This window comes from Streptomyces sp. JNUCC 64, assembly GCF_054484115.1.
Map to the genome: position 1 here is coordinate 5,117,532 of NZ_CM137015.1, position 16,025 is coordinate 5,133,556.

Genomic DNA, 16,025 nt, shown 5'->3' on the forward strand with positions numbered 1-16,025 from the left:
GACGGGCGTCCCGCGACGGGCAAGGCGTCGGGTCCGGCCGGTCCGGGTCCCCGGGAACGCCCCGCAGCCGTGAAGAAACGTTCCACCAAACGGGGGCGGACCCGGCGGGCTCAGTGCCCGTCCGGGGTGTCGCGCCCCTCCCGGCCGGCGGCGGCGCTCGCCGGGACCAGCCGGTTGCGGGCCCGTCCCATCAGCTCCTCGCGCTCGTCCTCGGTGAGTCCGCCCCACACCCCGTAGGGCTCGCGGACCTGGAGCGCGTGGGCGGCGCACTCGGCCCGCACCGGGCACCGCATGCAGACCTCCTTGGCCGAGTTCTCGCGCGCGCTGCGCGCCGCGCCGCGCTCGCCCTCCGGGTGGAAGAAGAGCGAGCTGTCCACCCCGCGGCAGGCCGCGAGGAGCTGCCAGTCCCACAGATCGGCGTTCGGTCCGGGAAGGCGGGAGAAATCTGCCATTGCGTGTCCCCTTACGGCGTGCGGAGCTGATGGGGCCGTGCCGACGCGGGATCGTGCCCACGACGCAGAACTACTGTCGAAGAAGATGAAAATATGACTCTTTGCGAATCTAGCCTCAGACACCGGTGAAAGTGAAGAAAAGCCGCTAAATGGGGCATGGGTCTTGACGGAAGCTTTCAGGAGTCCTCCGCGGGCCGCCCCGCCCGCCGGGGCCCGGGCGCCCGCCGCGCCCCGCCGAGCCCCGCCGCGCCCGGCCCGGGTCCCGGAGGCGCCCGTCCCGTCCCGCCCGGCTCCGCCGGGTCCGCGCGTCACGCGCGGTGGCGAAGGCGTGTCGACCCCCTCACATAGAGTGCCGAAGCGGGTCGAGCGACCCGTAACTCTTTCGGGTGACCGTCGTTGAGTGGTCCGGAGGCGGTTGAGGAAACGGCGCTCGGGCACACGTCCGGGGGCGTCAACCGCACAGGTGACGATCCGTACCAGCCTGGAGGCCCAAGGTGACGCCCATCAGCTGCGGAGGACGGTCATGACTTCCGTCCTCGTCTGCGACGACTCCCCGCTTGCCCGAGAAGCGCTCCGCCGCGCGGTGGCCACCGTGCCCGGTGTCGAGCGGGTCACGACGGCGGCCAACGGCGAGGAAGTCCTCCGCCGCTGGGGCGCCGACCGCTCCGACCTCATCCTGATGGACGTGCGCATGCCCGGCCTCGGCGGTGTGGAGACCGTGCGGCGGCTGCTCTCCGCCGACCCCGGCGCCCGGATCATCATGCTCACGGTCGCCGAGGACCTCGACGGGGTCGCGCTCGCCGTCGCCGCCGGAGCCCGCGGCTATCTGCACAAGGACGCCTCCCGCGCCGAACTGCGCGCCACGGTCACCCAGGCGCTCGCCGACCCCACCTGGCGGCTCGCCCCCCGCCGCCTCAGGTCGGCCGAGATGGGCGCCGCGCCCACCCTCACCGCCCGGGAGATCCAGGTGCTGGAGGGCATGAGCCACGGCCGCTCCAACGCCGAGATCGGCCGGGAGCTGTTCCTCTCCGAGGACACGGTCAAGACCCACGCCCGGCGGCTCTTCAAGAAGCTCGGCGCCTCGGACCGCGCGCACGCCGTGGCGCTCGGCTTCCGGTGGGGACTCGTCCGCTAGGTCGTTTCTTGCGGATCCGGCCGGACCGGGGAGCGGGGTCCGGCGCGTGCGGTCGCGAGGCGGAGTACGGAGCCCACGCGGTGGGGGTACCTCCCGGGCCCCCCGGGCCCGGGGGACGCCGACGGCCGACGACAGCGCGGCGGGCCCGCGTGCCAGGGCCCGCGAGCCCGGCGGGATCCGCAAGAGACGGCCTGGGCGCTCTCCCTCCGGCCCCGGCCGGGGCCGGGGGACCCGGCAGCCGCGCCCGCCGCGCGGCGGGGCCGTCGGGCGCCGGGGCCACCGACCCGGCGAGGTCCGGAAGGAAGGGCCCGAGAGCGCGTCCGACGCCACGGGAACACGCCCCCCGCCCGCCCGGAGCGGGCGGGGCGGGCCCCCGCCCGGGGGCCCCGGCCGCCCCGGCCACCTCCGCCGGAGCCCACCGGAAAGCCGTCGCCAACAGCCCCCGTCAGCCCGCCGGAACGGCCCGTTCGCGCGGTGCGTACGGTGTGCGGCCCCCGTTTCCCCGCCGATGCCGCATCCTTGAGGTGTGGAGTTCCTCGGGGACGGACCGGCCGAGCGGAAGGGGAGGAACCGCGAGATGAGCACCGACGCACCCGCTCATAACGCTTCGGTGCACAACGACGGACGCGGTGCCACGGACGAACGGACGGCAGGGCACCATGGACCGATGCGCGAAGACGAGCCCACGGTGATCGGTGCGCTCGTGCACCGTGCCGTCGACGGTGACGCGCAGGCCACGCACGACCTGCTCGCCCGCGTCCATCCCCTCGCCCTGCGCTACTGCCGCACCCGGCTGTCCCGGTTGCCCGGTGACGCGCGCCACTTCGTCGAGGACCTCGCCCAGGAGGTCTGCGTCGCCGTGCTGCTCGCGCTGCCCCGCTACAAGGACACCGGACGGCCGTTCGAGGCGTTCGTCTTCGCGATCGCCGCGCACAAGGTCGCCGACCTCCAGCGGGCCGCCATGCGGCACCCCGGATCGACCGCCGTGCCCTCCGACGAGATGCCCGAGCGGCCGGACGACTCCCTGGGCCCCGAGGAACGGGCCCTGCTCAGCAGCGACGCCGCCTGGGCGAAGAAGCTGCTGGCCAACCTCCCCGAGAACCAGCGCGAACTGCTGCTGCTGCGGATCGCGGTGGGACTCACCGCCGAGGAGACCGGACAGATGCTGGGGATGTCCCCCGGCGCGGTCCGGGTCGCCCAGCACCGCGCCCTCAGCAGGCTCCGCGCCCTCGCCGAGCAGTAGCCCGGCCGGTCCGGCGGGTCGGCTGGTCGGTGCCCCGGCTGGTCGGTGACCCGGCCGGTCGGCGATCCGGCCGAGCGGCGATCCGGCCGAGCGGCGATCCGGCCGAGCGGCGGGCCAGGCCGGGCAAGGGTCCGGTCGGGCGGCGTCCGGCCCGGGGCGCGGGGGTCCGGCCGGTCACCCTCCGTCGGACGGCCGTCGCACAGGATCGAACGGGGAATGGGAGCGGTTCACTTCCCGTTAGCATGGACACCCCGCACGGACAAGGCCATCTGGAAGGTGTCATGACTGCCAACGTCGACGGAGTACCCGGGAAATTCGCCACGCTCGGGCTGACCTACGACGATGTGCTGCTGCTGCCCGGCGCCTCGGACATGGCCCCCGACCAGATCGACACCTCCTCGCGCATCTCCAAGAACGTGCGGGTGAACATCCCGCTGCTCTCGGCCGCGATGGACAAGGTCACCGAGTCCCGGATGGCCATCGCCATGGCCCGCCAGGGCGGCGTGGGCGTGCTGCACCGCAACCTGTCGATCGCCGACCAGGCGAACCAGGTGGACCTGGTCAAGCGCTCCGAGTCGGGCATGGTCACCGACCCGATCACGGTGCACCCCGACGCGACCCTCGCCGAGGCCGACGCGATCTGCGCCAAGTTCCGGATCAGCGGCGTGCCCGTCACCGACGGCAACGGCAAGCTCCTCGGCATCGTCACCAACCGTGACATGGCCTTCGAGACGGACCGCGCCCGTCAGGTCCGCGAGGTCATGACGCCGATGCCGCTGGTCACCGGCAAGGTCGGCATCTCCGGCACCGACGCCATGGAGCTGCTGCGCCGCCACAAGATCGAGAAGCTGCCGCTGGTCGACGACTCCGGCGTCCTCAAGGGCCTCATCACCGTCAAGGACTTCGTCAAGGCCGAGAAGTACCCCAACGCCGCCAAGGACGCCGAGGGCCGCCTCATCGTCGGCGCGGCCGTCGGGGTCGCCGGGGACGCCTTCGAGCGGGCCCAGGCCCTGATCGAGGCGGGCGTGGACTTCATCGTGGTGGACACCGCCCACGGCCACTCCCGGCTGGTCGGCGACATGATCGCCAAGATCAAGTCCAACTCGTCCGGAGTGGACGTCATCGGCGGCAACGTCGCCACCCGGGACGGCGCGCAGGCGCTCGTCGACGCCGGTGCCGACGGCGTCAAGGTCGGCGTGGGACCGGGCTCGATCTGTACCACCCGGGTGGTCGCCGGCATCGGCGTCCCGCAGGTCACCGCCATCTACGAGGCGTCGCTGGCCGCCCAGGCCGCCGGGGTCCCGGTGATCGGGGACGGCGGCCTCCAGTACTCCGGCGACATCGCCAAGGCCCTGGTCGCCGGTGCCGACACCGTGATGCTGGGCTCGCTGCTCGCCGGGTGCGAGGAGTCCCCGGGCGAGCTGCTCTTCATCAACGGCAAGCAGTTCAAGTCGTACCGGGGGATGGGCTCGCTCGGCGCGATGCAGTCCCGCGGCGACCGCAAGTCCTTCTCCAAGGACCGCTACTTCCAGGAGGGCGTCGCCTCCGACGAGAAGCTGGTGCCCGAGGGCATCGAGGGCCAGGTGCCCTACCGGGGCCCGCTCGCGGCCGTCGTCCACCAGCTCGTCGGCGGGCTGCGCCAGTCCATGTTCTACGTGGGCGGCCAGACCGTGCCGGAGCTCCAGGACCGGGGCCGCTTCGTGCGGATCACCTCCGCCGGTCTCAAGGAGAGCCACCCGCACGACATCCAGATGACCGTCGAGGCACCGAACTACAGCCGCAACAAGTAGCCCCGCGCGCGGACAGCGGCCACCGAGGGCGGCTCCGGGAGACTCCGGAGCCGCCCTCGGCGCGTCCGTCGGGGATACTGGAAGGCGCTGAAACGCAGAGGGAAAGGCCACACAGTGACTGAGATCGAGATCGGGCGCGGAAAGCGCGGGCGCCGGGCGTACGCCTTCGACGACATCGCCGTCGTGCCGAGCCGTCGCACGCGCGACCCGAAGGAGGTCTCGATCGCCTGGCAGATCGACGCCTACCGCTTCGAGCTGCCGTTCCTGGCGGCCCCCATGGACTCGGTCGTCTCGCCGCGGACCGCGATCCGCATCGGCGAGCTGGGCGGCCTGGGCGTGCTGAACCTCGAAGGGCTCTGGACCCGGTACGAGGACCCCCAGCCGCTGCTGGACGAGATCGCCGAGCTGGACACGGCGACCGCCACCCGGCGGCTCCAGGAGATCTACGCGGCGCCGATCAAGGAGGAGCTGATCGGCCTCCGCATCAAGGAGGTGCGCGACGCCGGTGTGGTCACCGCCGCCGCGCTCTCCCCGCAGCGGACCGCCCAGTTCTCCAAGGCCGTGGTGGACGCCGGGGTCGACATCTTCGTGATCCGGGGCACCACCGTCTCCGCCGAGCACGTCTCGGGCGCCTCGGAGCCGCTGAACCTGAAGCAGTTCATCTACGAGCTGGACGTCCCGGTGATCGTCGGCGGCTGCGCCACCTACACCGCGGCCCTCCACCTGATGCGCACCGGCGCGGCGGGCGTCCTCGTCGGCTTCGGCGGCGGCGCCGCGCACACCACCCGCAACGTGCTGGGCATCCAGGTCCCGATGGCGACGGCCGTCGCGGACGTGGCCGCGGCCCGCCGGGACTACATGGACGAGTCCGGCGGCCGGTACGTGCACGTGATCGCGGACGGCGGCGTGGGCTGGTCCGGCGACCTGCCCAAGGCGATCGCCTGCGGCGCCGACGCGGTGATGGTCGGCTCCCCGCTGGCCCGCGCCACCGACGCGCCCGGCCAGGGGCGGCACTGGGGCATGGAGGCCGTCCACGAGGACGTGCCGCGCGGCAAGCTGGTGGACCTCGGCGCCGTCGGCACCACCGAGGAGATCCTCGCCGGTCCCTCGCACATCCCGGACGGCTCCATGAACTTCTTCGGCGCCCTGCGCCGGGCCATGGCCACCACCGGGTACAGCGAGCTCAAGGAGTTCCAGCGGGTCGAGGTCACGGTCGCGGACGCCCAGCACAAGCGCTGACGGCACCCGCCCGGCGCGACACGGCGCGAGGGGTACTTCCGGCCCGATGAACGGGGTCGGGAGTACCCCTTCGTCCGTATGGGCTTTCGTGCGGGTGTTCGATGACGGTCCGCCGGGGCCGTCCGGACGGCGCACGGGTCAGAGGCGGTGCGCGGTGCCGGTGGGGGTGGCGCCGGTGGTGTCCAGGAGGAGCTGGGCCTTGACCGCCAGCCCCTGGAGGTCGTAGGTGCGGTGGTGCCGGAGGAGCAGGGTGAGATCGGCGGCGGCGGCGGATTCGTAGAGCGAGTCGGCGCGCGGCACCGGGCGGTCCAGCACGTTCCACGCGGGGACGTACGGGTCGTGGTAGCTCACCGAGGCGCCCAGTTCCATCAGGCGGACGGCGACCTCCCGGGCGGGGGAGCCCTGCTGGTCGGGGACGTCGGGCTTGTAGGTGACCCCCAGCAGGAGCACCCGGGCGCCCCGCGCCGACTTGCCGTGTTCGTTGAGGAGGGTGGCCGCCCGCTGGATGACGTAGCGGGGCATCCGGCCGTTCACCTCCTGGGCCAGCTCCACCATCCGCAGCGGCCGGGCCGCGTGCCGGGGGCCGGAGAGGTCCTGGGGGACCCCGTGGCCGCCGACCCCGGGCCCGGGGCGGAACGCCTGGAACCCGAACGGCTTGGTCTCGGCGCAGCGGATGACGTCCCACAGGTCGACGCCGAGGTCGTGGCAGAGCACGGCCATCTCGTTGACCAGGGCGATGTTGACGTGCCGGAAGTTGGTCTCCAGCAGCTGGACGGTCTCGGCCTCGCGGGTGCCCCGGGCGCGGACGACCTTCTCGGTGAGGCGCCCGTAGAACGCCGCCGCGGACTCCGTGCAGGCGGGGGTGAGGCCGCCGATGACCTTGGGGACCGCGGCCCAGGGGTGGCTGCGGTTGCCCGGGTCCACCCGGCTGGGGGAGTAGGCGAGGTGGAAGTCCCGGCCCGCGCGCAGCCCGGAGCCCTCTTCGAGGAGGGGACGCAGGAACTCCTCGGTGGTGCCCGGGGGGACGGGGGACTCCAGGACGACGGTGGTGTGCGGGCGCAGCCGGGCGGCCAGGACCCGGGCGGCGTCACCCACCCGGGTGAGGTCGGGGGAGCCGTCGGCGCCGCGCGGGGCGGGGACGCAGATCACGGCGGTGCGGACCCGGCCGAGGCCCTTGGGGTCGGTGGTGGGGGTGAAGCCGCCCGCGAGCATCCGGCGGACCTCCGCGGTGCTGAGGGCGCCGCCGTCGAGGGCCGGTGCGGCCGTCCGCCGTCCGTCCGGCGCGGGGGCCGGCTCATGGCCGAGGGTGGCGATCCCGGCGTTCACGGCGGCCTGGGCCAGGGGCAGTCCGAGCGGGCCGAGGCCGATGACGGCGAGGTCTGCGGGCATGGCGGGGGCGTCCTTCCCAGTAACAGGAGCGGGAGGGTCGCGCAAGCCCTGTGGACAAGGTGGACCAGCGCACTGTCAGACTAGGAGTAAATATGACCGTTGTGCGGTATTGGGTGGCGTGACGCACCGTGTGTCGCCCCCGGTGGACGACGGGTGGCGACCGGCGGCCCCCGCGCGGCGGGAACCGGCGTACGGGGTGACGATGGACCGCGGAGGGCAGGTGTGGGGGGAGGGGACACGGGCACCCGCCAGGGAGGACCGGCCCCGGACGTGACGGGAGGCAGTGGTGAGGACAGCGACACTGGGCCCGGCCGAGCGTGCCGAGGCACTCGCGGACCTGGCCGAACGGGAACTGGACGTCCTGGTGGTGGGCGCCGGGGTGGTCGGCGCGGGCACCGCCCTGGACGCCGTGACCCGGGGCCTGTCCACCGGGCTCGTGGAGGCCCGGGACTGGGCGTCGGGCACCTCCAGCCGCTCCAGCAAGCTCATCCACGGCGGACTGCGCTATCTGGAGATGCTGGACTTCGCCCTGGTCCGGGAGGCCCTCAAGGAACGCGGACTCCTGCTGGAACGGCTCGCGCCGCACCTGGTGAAGCCGGTGCCGTTCCTCTACCCCCTCCAGCACCAGGGCTGGGAGCGGCTCTACGCCGGATCCGGCGTCGCCCTCTACGACGCCATGTCGATGGCCCGGGGCCACGGCCGGGGCCTGCCGCTGCACCGCCATCTGAGCCGCCGTCACGCCCTGCGGGTGGCCCCCTGTCTGCGCAAGGACGCCCTGACCGGCGCCCTCCAGTACTACGACGCCCAGATGGACGACGCCCGCTACGTCGCCACCCTGGTCCGCACCGCCGCCGCCTACGGGGCGCGGGTCGCCAACCGCGCCCGGGTCACCGGCTTCCTGCGCGAGGGCGAACGGGTCGTCGGCGCCCGCGTCCAGGACGTCGAGGGCGGCGGCGAGTACGAGGTCCGCGCCCGGCAGATCGTCAACGCCACCGGGGTGTGGACGGACGACACCCAGGCGATGGTCGGCGAACGCGGCCAGTTCCACGTCCGCGCCTCCAAGGGCATCCACCTCGTCGTCCCCAAGGACCGCATCAACGCCGCCACCGGCCTCATCCTGCGCACCGAGAAGAGCGTCCTGTTCGTCATCCCCTGGGGACGGCACTGGATCATCGGCACCACCGACACCGACTGGGACCTCGACAAGGCCCACCCCGCCGCCTCCAGCGCCGACATCGACTACCTGCTGGAACACGTCAACTCGGTGCTCGCCGTGCCCCTCACCCGGGACGACGTCCAGGGCGTGTACGCCGGGCTGCGGCCGCTGCTCGCCGGGGAGTCCGACGCCACCAGCAAGCTCTCCCGCGAACACACCGTCGCCCACCCGGTCCCCGGGCTGGTCGTCGTCGCGGGCGGCAAGTACACCACCTACCGGGTGATGGCCAAGGACGCCGTGGACGAGGCGGTGCACGGACTCGACCAACGGGTCGCCGAATGCGTCACCGAGGACGTCCCGCTGGTCGGGGCCGAGGGCTACCGCGCGCTGTGGAACGCCCGCGCCCGCACCGCCGCCCGCACCGGACTCCACGTGGTCCGCGTCGAGCACCTCCTCAACCGGTACGGCTCGCTCAGCGAGGAGTTGCTCGACCTGATCGCCGCCGACCCCGGCCTCGGCCAGCCCCTCACCGGCGCCGACGACTACCTGCGCGCCGAGGTCGTCTACGCGGCCTCCCACGAGGGCGCCCGGCACCTGGACGACGTCCTCACCCGCCGCACCCGCATCTCCATCGAGACCTTCGACCGGGGCACCCGCTGCGCCCGGGAGGCCGCCGAGTTGATGGCCCCGGTGCTCGGCTGGGACGCCGACCAGACCGCCCGCGAGGTGGAGCACTACGAGAAGCGGGTGGAGGCCGAACGGGAGTCCCAGCGCCAGCCCGACGACCTGACGGCGGACGCGGCCCGGCTCGGCGCCCCGGACATCGTCCCGCTGGGCTGACGCGGGGCCGGGAGCCCGGTCCCGGTCCCGCGCCCCGGCCCCTCCGTTCCCTCAACCGTCCGCGCGTTCACCGCTCGCCGCCCGGCCGTTCCGCCCCGTCGCCCCGGCCGCTCCTTTCCGGCCGTCCGTTCCCGTCGCCGTCCGGCCGTCCCGCCCTCCGGGGCGGGGCGGCCGAACTCGCCCCGCCCCGGGGGGAACCGGCCCGTTCCCGCGACCGCCGCACCGGCTGAGGGGCTTGCCCCGGACACCCGGACGGGGGGAGGCTTCCCGGCGGGGGCGGCGTTCGCGCCGCCGCCACCTCCCCGGGGGAGGCGCCCGACGGCGGCCTCCCGCGATCCGGTCGTCAGCGGCCCGGAGCGACCCGGGGCGCCGGGGGTTCACCCGGTGGGGGACAATGAAGGCCCTGTCAGGGCGGGTTGCAGAGGGGACGCATGTCGGACGCGGAGCAGAGGGGCGGGGCCCGTCGGCACGACACCACCGCCCTGACCGGGGAGCGGAACGACGAGAAGCCCGGTGAGCGGTCGGGTGCGTCCCCGGCCGACGGCACCCGCGCGGGGGCGGAGCTTTCCGGCCAACCGGCGGACCGGCCCGGCCCGGAGCCCGGCTCCGCCCGGGGCGGCGGAGCGGACGCCTCCGGAGGCGGTCAGGCCCCGGTGCCGAGGCCACGGGGTGCGGCCCGGGGCGACGGCTACGGATCCGGCGGCCCCCGGGACGACGGGAACGGGACGGGCGCCCGCGCCTCCTCCGGGACGGCCGGGGAACGGCTCCTCGCGGGCCGCTACCGGCTCGGTGACGTCCTCGGGCGCGGCGGGATGGGCACGGTCTGGCGGGCCGAGGACGAGACCCTCGGCCGGACCGTCGCCGTCAAGGAACTCCGCTTCCCCACCAGCATCGACGAGGACGAGAAGCGACGGCTGATCACCCGCACCCTGCGGGAGGCCAAGGCCATCGCCCGCATCCGCAACAACAGCGCGGTGACCGTCTTCGACGTGGTCGACGAGGACGACCGGCCCTGGATCGTCATGGAACTCGTCGAGGGCAAGTCCCTGGCGGAGGTGATCCGGGAGGACGGACTCCTCACCCCGCGCCGCGCCGCCGAGGTCGGCCTCGCCGTGCTCGACGTGCTGCGCGCCGCCCACCACGAGGGCATCCTGCACCGTGACGTGAAGCCGTCGAACGTGCTCATCGCCGACGACGGCCGGGTCGTGCTCACGGACTTCGGCATCGCCCAGGTCGAGGGCGACCCGTCCATCACCTCCACCGGCATGCTGGTCGGCGCCCCCTCGTACATCTCGCCCGAGCGGGCCCGGGGCCACCGGCCCGGACCCGCCGCCGACCTCTGGTCGCTCGGCGGACTGCTGTACGCGTCGGTGGAGGGCGTCCCCCCGTACGACAAGGGCTCCGCCATCGCGACCCTCACCGCCGTGATGACCGAACCCCTGGACCCGCCGCAGAACGCGGGCCCGCTGGAGGAGGTCATCTACGGGCTGCTGGCGAAGGACCCCGCACAGCGGCTGGACGACGCCGGGGCCCGCGCCCTGCTGGACGCCGTGCTGAGCGGCCCCGACACCCCGGTCCCGCCCGCCGCCGACCCCACGGTGGTCATCGCGCTGCCGGTGGTGCCGGAGGACGCGTCCGCCCGTCACGACCGGTCCCCCTCCCCGGCCGGACGCGAGGACGCCCGCAGGAACGGACGGAAGGACGGGCGGAAGAAGTGGTCCGCCCGGAAGTCCGCCGCCACGGCCACGGGAGCCGCCGCGGCCGGTGCCGCCGCCGCGGGCCCGGCCCGCGCCGCCGTGCCGCCGCCGCCCGGCCCGCCCGGCAGGGCCCCCGCCGCTCCCTCCGGACCTTCCGTGCCTTCCGCGACGACTCCGGCCGCCCGGCCGGGCGGCCTCGGCGGGCCGAACGCGCCGGGGTCCGCGCCGGGCGCGTTCGGTCCGCTGCCCGGTGCGGTCGGCGCGACCGCCCCGGCCGCCGGATCACCCGGGGCCCCGGGGGGCTTCGGGGGTGCGCACGACATCACCGCCGCCCCGGGGCGGCGGGGCTCCCGGGGGGCGCCCGGCGGCTCCCTCGGCGATGTGATGCCCCGTCGCACCCTGGTCGTCATCGCCGTGCTGGTGGCGCTCGCGGTGGTCGCGGGCATCGTCGCCCTCTCCCTGCGGGACACCTCCACCGGCGGCGACGACCGGGGCAGCGACAAGGTCGCCGCCAGCGGGGGTGCCGAGGGCGGCGAGGAGACCGCCGCCCAGGACACCGGAGGCAAGGGCGGCACCGCCCCGGACCCCACCGGGGACGGCGACGCCCCCGAGGACACCGGGTCCAGCGGCGGCACCGACGAGAAGCCCGGCACCGGCACCGGTGAGGGCGAGGACCCCGCCGAGGACGACGACGCCGGGGACCCCGCCAAGGGCGAGGGCAAGACCGGGGGCGCCGAAGGCGAGGGCACCGACGGCGAGGGCAAGGGAGAAGGCGAGGGCAAGGGAGAAGGCGAGGGCAAGGGCGAGGGCGGGTCCGGGAAGGACGGCGGGGAAGGCCAGGGCTCCGGCACCGGGGCCGCCACCACCCACCGGCACGGCCAGGGCTTCGCCGTCGGCCTCCCCGAGGGCTGGTCGTACGCCTCCGACGGCCTCGGCGGCGCCCGGTTCACCGGCCCGAACGGCCAGCGGCTGCTCGTCGGCTGGACCACCACCCCCAAGGACGACGCCGTCGCCGACTGGAAGAACCAGGAACGCTCCATGCGGCGCGCGCAGTACGAGCGCGTCCGCATCGCGGGTGTCGACTACCGCGGCTGGGAGGCCGCGGACTGGGAGTTCACCTATGTCGAGGGCGGCACCAAGTACCGGGTGAACAACCGCGGCTTCGTGGTGAACTCCCGTCAGGGGTACGCCCTCATGTACACCGCGAAGGCCGCCGACTGGGACGGCGCCGAGCGCAAGAAGACCTGGCAGACCTTCACCAGGACCTTCCAGCCCAAGTCCTGATCCGGGGCGGGCCCACGGGCCCGCCCCTCCCGCGCGCCGGCGGCTCACGCCGGGGCCGCGCGCCCACGGCCCCGGGGCCACGGCGGAAGCCGTCACCCCGGGGCCGCGTCCGTCACCCCCCAGTCCGGGGCGTTCCCCGGCGTCCGTCGCGCGCCCGTTCCGGCGCGGGTCCGGCGGACGGCGCCGCTCCCGGACCGGCCTCCGCCACCTGCCCCCGGTCCGTTCCCGGCCCGCCGCCGGACCGTTCCGGACGGGTTCCCGGACCGCCTCCGGCCCCGTCCCGTCCGTCCGGAGCGCCGTATCCGTCCGGTCCGGGGAGGGTTTCGTCCGGTTGCCCCGGGGGCCGTTCGCCGGAATCCTCTGCTCCGTGGCACCGCCGTGCCCGAACGCCCTATGAGATCCGGCATCCCCACTCGACGCCACGCCCAGGGCACGTATCGTGAAGGGTCGCGGACCGTGCGCGGCGGAACGCGGCACGCGACGAACGCAACCGACCGACCGTACGGACTACACCCGGACCACCGGACAGGGGGAGCGCCGTGGACGACTACGCGGGGCGGGTACTCGCCGACCGCTATCGCCTGCCGCTCGCGCCGCCGGACGAGTACGAGGCGGCCTATCTGCGGGCGTTCGACACCTACAGCGGACAGGAAGTCCTGGTCCGGCAGGTGCCGTTGCCGGAGATCGTCGAGGCCGAGGTGCTCGACGCGGACGGACTGCCCGAGGGCTTCGCGCTGAGCGAGTCCGGCCGGGCGGCCGTGGCCCGCGCCACCGATCCGGCCGTCCGCCGCGCCATCGAGGCGGCCCAGGCCGCCGCGCAGATACCCGATCACCCCCGGCTCGACCAGGTCTTCGACGTCTTCGCCGAGGGCGGCGCGCTCTGGATCGTCAGCGAACTCGTCGCCGGACGGCCGCTCTCCACGTATCTGGACGAGGAGCCGCTGAACCCGTACCGCGCGGCCGAGGTCGCCGCCGACATCCTCACCGGACTGCGCGCGCTGCACGCCCACGGCTGGGTCCACCGCAACATCACCGCCCGTACGGTGATCGTCCTCGACGACGGACGGGTCATGCTGACCGGGCTGGCGGCGGGCGCCGCCGAAGAGGCCCTGTGCGGCTACGATCCGCGCCCCGACACCGATCCGGGCGCCGGACCGCAGCCCGGCACCCCGCGCGGACACGTCGGTGACGGCGGCGGCTTCGGCAGCTCCCCGGGCAGCGGGCGCGCGACCGTCGCCGGACCCTGGAACGGCTACGGTCCGGACGGCGCGTCCGGTTCCGGCGGGGCGCCGTCCGGCGCGGTGGGGGCGACCGGTTCCGGCGGCGTACCGTCCGGTGCCGCGTTCGGGTCCGGCGGTCAGCGGCCCGGCTCCGAGGGCGCGTTCGGGCCCGGCGGCGCGCCGTCCGGTCCGGTGGGCGCGTCCGGTTCCGGCGGGGCGCCGTCCGGTCCGGGGAGCGGCTTCGGGCCCGGCGGTGCGTCGGGTCCCGGTGGCGCGTTCGCCTCCGGTGAGCGGGTCGCCGCGTCCGGCCCCGGCCGGACCTGGGCGGAGGCGACCGGCGCGGCGGCCCGCCCCCCGGCGGACCCGCTGTCCCCGGGCCCCGGTTCCCCGGCGGACCCGCTGGCGTCCCCCGAGGGCCCCGCCGCCCCCACGTACGCCCAGCACTCCCCGTACTCCCCCTACTCCCAGGGCGGACCCGCGCATCCCAACGGTCCCGTTCCGCAGACCGGTTCGGTACCGCCGGGGGGCCTCGTACCGCCGGGCGGCTCCGTACCGCCGGGTGGTCCCGTACCGCCGGGTGGTCCCGGTGTCGCCCCCGCCCTGCCCGGCGCCCCGTCAGGCCCCGGACCCGGGACCGGTGTCGGCGGCACGCCCGCGAGCGGTCCCCGGCTGCCCGCCGACGGCACCGACGCCCGGGCCGCCCGCGCCGGGGCCATCGCCGCGTACCGGGCCGGGACCCGTGCCGCCGCCCGGGTCACCGAGGAGCGCCGGAGCGCCCTCCCGCCCGCCGGACCGGGCGGCCCCGGGACGGGTGCCGCCGCCCCGGACACCCCGCACGGGCGGATCACCGACCCGTACGGCGTCCACCGCGCCGCCCCCGCGCAGGCCCCCGTCCCCGGTTGGCACGGGGCGCTGCCCCGGGACGGCGCGGACGCCGGGCCGCCCGCCGCCCCGGAGCCCGCCGCCGCCCCGGACGGCTGGGAGGAGCGGCCCCCGACCCCGCGCCGGGGTCCGGCCACCGCCATCGCCGCCGAGCGCGCGCGCCAGGCCCGGATGGCCCTCGTCGGGCCGGTCACCGAGCGCTGGGCGCCCGAACAGGCGGGTCCGGTCCACGAGAACTGGCAGCTCGCCGCGCCGATCGGACCGTCCACCGACCTCTGGGCGCTGGGCGCGCTGCTCTTCCGGGCCGTTCAGGGGCACGCCCCCTACCCCGAGGACAGCACCGCCGAACTCGTCCAGCTGGTGTGCGCGGAGCCGCCCGCCTTCGCCGAGGAGTGCGGACCGCTGCGGCCGGTCGTGGAGTCGCTGCTGCGGCAGGACCCCACCGAGCGACCGGACTTCGAGGAACTGCGCGGCTGGCTGCGCTCCCTGGTCCGGTCGGCGCCCGAGCCGGACGCGGGCACCTTCGTCATCGCGACCCCGCCGCCCGACCCCCGGCGGCTGCCGATCGTGCGCCGCCGGGGCGAGCTGCTGCGACGGCGCAAGCGGCGCTCCGAGCGGAGCGGCGCCTCCTCGCGACGGCACCGCAAGCACGCCGCCGGGCCCGCGGCGGCCCCGCCCGAGGGGTTCGCCGGGGAGGACGCCGGGTTCACCGGGGCGGAGGCCCTCTTCGCCGGGCCTGACGACGGCTTCGCCGGGCCGGACGAGGGCTTCGCGGAGGCGGACGTCCGCTTCGAGGAGACGGTTCCGCTCGCCGGGCCCGACCCCGAGCGCGTCCGTCCCGCCGGACGGTCCGCCAAACGCCCGCCGCGCGGCGGACGGACGGCCCGGGACGAGCGCCGGGGCAAGGGGGCACCGGCGAAGCTGGGCCGCACCCTGCTGGTGCTGGTCCTGGCCGGACTCACCGGGGTGGTCACCTACGCGCTGGTGTTCCTGCCCGAGTCCGGCACCGAGGCGGGCGGTCAGCGGACCAGCTCGGTCGGCGGCGAGGCCGGACGGGACACCGACGCGGGGGCCCCGGCCCCCGACGGCGGATCGGACGACGACACGAACGGCACCGACGAGGGCGACAAGGGCGGCGAGGGTTCCGACAAGTCCAAGCCGACGTCCAAGCCCAAGCCGAAGCCGAAGCCGAAGCCCAGTGCCGACGAGGGGCCCGCCGTCCCGGCCGTGCCGGACGGCTTCACCGTCCGCAAGGACGCCGAGGGCTTCCGGGTCGCCGTTCCCAACGGCTGGGAGCGGCAGGCGCGCAACGCCAGTGGTCAGATCGTCTACACCGACGGGACGTACCAGCTGCTGCTGGTGCCCGGCCGGGACGCGGTCGCCGACTTCGGCCCGGACCCGCTCGTCTACATGCGCGAGCACCAGCGCGAACTCGATCCGTTCCGGGACTCCACCTGGTCCACGTCCAGCGGGATGCGCACCATCGAGGTCGGCGGTCAGACCAGCGGCGAGGGCCAGTTCACCTGGACCGACTCCGGCGGCGGCGAACTCTTCGTCCGCAACCGGGCGATCATCGTCAACGGTCGTTACCACGTCCTCCAGTTGCGCGGGCCTGAGGCCGAACGGGACAAGGTGACACGGTTGTACGACCAGGCCGCCGCCACGTACCAGGCCAAGGGCTGACCCCACCTGTTCCCC

General features: G+C 75.3%; 9 protein-coding genes. 7 read left to right on the plus strand and 2 right to left on the minus strand.

The annotated features are described in order from the left end of the window. Positions 1–110: 110 nt before the first annotated feature. Entirely contained in the window at positions 111–452 is a 342-nt protein-coding gene (locus tag ACVWNX_RS21410) for a WhiB family transcriptional regulator (RefSeq protein ID WP_454409100.1), read from the minus strand. 523 nt (positions 453–975) lie between these two features. Between ACVWNX_RS21410 and ACVWNX_RS21415 the strand changes: the two genes are divergently transcribed. The 4 genes from ACVWNX_RS21415 (at position 976) to ACVWNX_RS21430 (ending at position 5,859) form a co-directional block, all read left to right on the plus strand. Next, positions 976–1,587, plus strand: a complete 612-nt coding sequence (locus tag ACVWNX_RS21415; RefSeq protein ID WP_003948568.1) for a response regulator transcription factor — start codon at positions 976–978, stop codon at positions 1,585–1,587. A 667-nt stretch (positions 1,588–2,254) separates the two neighbouring features. Beyond that, entirely contained in the window at positions 2,255–2,830 is a 576-nt protein-coding gene (locus ACVWNX_RS21420) for a sigma-70 family RNA polymerase sigma factor (RefSeq protein WP_454409101.1), read from the plus strand. Positions 2,831–3,111: 281 nt separating this feature from the next. Then, positions 3,112–4,620 carry an IMP dehydrogenase gene (guaB, locus tag ACVWNX_RS21425; protein ID WP_454409102.1) on the plus strand — a complete coding sequence of 503 codons (1,509 nt, stop codon included), beginning with the start codon at positions 3,112–3,114 and terminating at the stop codon, positions 4,618–4,620. Between the two features lie 114 nt (positions 4,621–4,734). Then, positions 4,735–5,859: a GuaB3 family IMP dehydrogenase-related protein gene (locus ACVWNX_RS21430; RefSeq protein WP_454409103.1), complete on the plus strand. Its 1,125-nt coding sequence runs from the start codon at positions 4,735–4,737 to the stop codon at positions 5,857–5,859. Between the two features lie 138 nt (positions 5,860–5,997). On the opposite strand, the gene ACVWNX_RS21435 is transcribed toward ACVWNX_RS21430, so the two are convergent. After that, positions 5,998–7,248 carry a nucleotide sugar dehydrogenase gene (locus tag ACVWNX_RS21435; protein ID WP_454409105.1) on the minus strand — a complete coding sequence of 417 codons (1,251 nt, stop codon included), beginning with the start codon at positions 7,246–7,248 and terminating at the stop codon, positions 5,998–6,000. Between the two features lie 286 nt (positions 7,249–7,534). Between ACVWNX_RS21435 and ACVWNX_RS21440 the strand changes: the two genes are divergently transcribed. The 3 genes from ACVWNX_RS21440 (at position 7,535) to ACVWNX_RS21450 (ending at position 16,010) form a co-directional block, all read left to right on the plus strand. Beyond that, the gene (locus tag ACVWNX_RS21440) at positions 7,535–9,244 is read left to right on the plus strand and encodes a glycerol-3-phosphate dehydrogenase/oxidase (protein ID WP_454409107.1); all 1,710 of its coding nucleotides are present in this window, start codon (positions 7,535–7,537) and stop codon (positions 9,242–9,244) included. Between the two features lie 812 nt (positions 9,245–10,056). Further along, positions 10,057–12,225 carry a serine/threonine-protein kinase gene (locus ACVWNX_RS21445; protein WP_454414872.1) on the plus strand — a complete coding sequence of 723 codons (2,169 nt, stop codon included), beginning with the start codon at positions 10,057–10,059 and terminating at the stop codon, positions 12,223–12,225. 539 nt (positions 12,226–12,764) lie between these two features. Beyond that, positions 12,765–16,010 (plus strand): protein kinase, encoded by a 3,246-nt coding sequence (locus tag ACVWNX_RS21450; protein ID WP_454409109.1) that lies wholly within the window; start codon positions 12,765–12,767, stop codon positions 16,008–16,010. Positions 16,011–16,025 lie beyond the last annotated feature (15 nt).

Excerpts from the sequence above, each read along its gene's own strand:
- ACVWNX_RS21445 (WP_454414872.1), top strand. The coding sequence starts at position 10,057 with ATGGGCACGGTCTGGCGGGCCGAGGACGAGACCCTCGGCCGGACCGTC.
- ACVWNX_RS21435 (WP_454409105.1), bottom strand. The coding sequence starts at position 7,248 with ATGCCCGCAGACCTCGCCGTCATCGGCCTCGGCCCGCTCGGACTGCCC.
- guaB (WP_454409102.1), top strand. The coding sequence starts at position 3,112 with ATGACTGCCAACGTCGACGGAGTACCCGGGAAATTCGCCACGCTCGGG.
- ACVWNX_RS21420 (WP_454409101.1), top strand. The coding sequence starts at position 2,255 with ATGCGCGAAGACGAGCCCACGGTGATCGGTGCGCTCGTGCACCGTGCC.
- ACVWNX_RS21415 (WP_003948568.1), top strand. The coding sequence starts at position 976 with ATGACTTCCGTCCTCGTCTGCGACGACTCCCCGCTTGCCCGAGAAGCG.
- ACVWNX_RS21410 (WP_454409100.1), bottom strand. The coding sequence starts at position 452 with ATGGCAGATTTCTCCCGCCTTCCCGGACCGAACGCCGATCTGTGGGAC.